We start from the raw sequence: 1,515 nt of genomic DNA, 5'->3' as shown, positions 1-1,515 counted from the left end.
CTAAAATGAGTTTGTAATAACGATGGATATTGACAGAGTTCAATGATTAGGACACCTGAAAACAGGCTCATTTGAGCCTGTTTTCTTATTTTTACCCCATGGCAAACCTAGTTGTTTATGCAAGACATAACATTAGGAGATTGCATGAAAGTTTGTATTAAACAGAAACTAACAGAGTTAGTTGGGGTATTTGCTAAAGCGTTTAAGCTTGCTGGCGACCTTGTCATAATCGCTGGCGCCTTAGGCGATTTAAATAATGACTTGCGGGTCATTTATTTAAAAGATGCTGTGTTGGTATCACTTTGTTTGTTTACGCTGGCATTAGCGCTGTATGCGCTCGATCTGAGGTTAAACCCTGATGAGTAAATTACAAAGCTATTTATTGGATGAGCTCTATCGCATTACACGCTTTCTGGGATTATTCGGATGTTTACTGGGTATGTTAAGCGTATTTGATGTAATTACTTTGCATAGTAACTTTCCGTTAAGTAATTGGGAGTTTATTGAGCTTTCAATACTGATTTATATAACGGGGTTATTAGTAAAACTAACAAAAAAGCCAGAATAATAATTAACACTAGCCCACAAATGTGGGCTTTTTCATGTGATTGTTTTTAGTAATCATACCGCTGAGAGTTATTGATAAAACAACTCATTTATCTCATTACAAAACTTGGTGCGGTAGATGATGCTTGCTTCTAAAAGTGCAGCATCGTCATCACTTAAATACTCTTTTTTAAACTTGCTGTTGCTGGCAGAGGTTAATTCCTCAATTATTTGGTTATTGAGCCGTTTTGCATCATTTAATATATCGAGCGAATGCGATACTAAAAACACCTTGCTGTAATAACCCGCTTTTATTCCACTTAAGTATTTAAGCAGTATTTGGCGGCGGGTGGTTTTATTTTTAAAAGAGTGTTCAATTTCAATCGCAACAAGGGCGCCACTATCCTCTTGCACTAACCCATCCACATTACGCACATCCTTGCTGGTAATGCGTTTAAACTCTTTTTCAGTCACAAACCCTTGCCAAAAAGGGTTATATTTTTCATCTGTTTGCCAATTGTGAATACCTCGAAGTAACACAAACGCATTAATTAAATCATGCATTACGGTGTTGTGATTAAAGGAAAGTTGCGGGTTAGCTTTAGAGCGAAAATAAGTTTGAATGCCTGTTAACTGCTCGGCATATTTTGCAGCGGAATAAGTTGGCACATAAATACGGCCATCGTTCGAACGGTGGGTTTTAACAAGCACCAACAAGCCTTCTCTTGCGAGTTTATTTAAATGCTCAAGTGCTTGATGCCTGCTGGTTTGATATAACCAGCTAACGAGTGTTGGCGAGATAATACCGAACCTAACGGCAATTATAGCGGTAAGCTTTCGGCGATTTAAGCCAGTAATGAGGTTGTTTGTACCAGGATGATAAAACATACCGATGGCGAGGTGGCGATTAAAATCGTTTATCAATTCGTTTAGGGGGTTGTTCATTTTTAATTACTCATTTTATTAATT

General features: G+C 37.6%; 3 protein-coding genes. 2 read left to right on the top strand and 1 reads right to left on the bottom strand.

The window, feature by feature from the left end; all coding sequences use genetic code 11:
- Positions 1-144 precede the first annotated feature (144 nt).
- Both ON073_RS20305 and ON073_RS20300 read left to right on the top strand, forming a co-directional pair.
- Complete coding sequence (locus tag ON073_RS20305; protein WP_274763685.1) at positions 145-366, top strand: hypothetical protein; 222 nt, start codon at positions 145-147, stop codon at positions 364-366.
- The gene (locus ON073_RS20300) at positions 359-568 is read left to right on the top strand and encodes a hypothetical protein (protein ID WP_274763683.1); all 210 of its coding nucleotides are present in this window, start codon (positions 359-361) and stop codon (positions 566-568) included. Before ON073_RS20305 ends, ON073_RS20300 begins: the two co-directional genes overlap by 8 nt.
- 68 nt (positions 569-636) lie before the next feature.
- On the opposite strand, the gene ON073_RS20295 is transcribed toward ON073_RS20300, so the two are convergent.
- Positions 637-1,491, bottom strand: a complete 855-nt coding sequence (locus ON073_RS20295; protein WP_274763682.1) for a hypothetical protein — start codon at positions 1,489-1,491, stop codon at positions 637-639.
- Between the last annotated feature and the right edge of the window lie 24 nt (positions 1,492-1,515).

This window comes from Pseudoalteromonas sp. G4 (assembly GCF_028875915.1).
Taxonomy (GTDB): Bacteria; Pseudomonadota; Gammaproteobacteria; order Enterobacterales; family Alteromonadaceae; genus Pseudoalteromonas.
This window is presented reverse-complemented; position numbering and strand designations above follow the sequence as displayed.

Bases quoted from the DNA above. Each gene is read 5' to 3' on its own strand.
- ON073_RS20300 (WP_274763683.1), top strand. From the start codon at position 359: ATGAGTAAATTACAAAGCTATTTATTGGATGAGCTCTATCGCATTACA.
- ON073_RS20295 (WP_274763682.1), bottom strand. From the start codon at position 1,491: ATGAACAACCCCCTAAACGAATTGATAAACGATTTTAATCGCCACCTC.
- ON073_RS20305 (WP_274763685.1), top strand. From the start codon at position 145: ATGAAAGTTTGTATTAAACAGAAACTAACAGAGTTAGTTGGGGTATTT.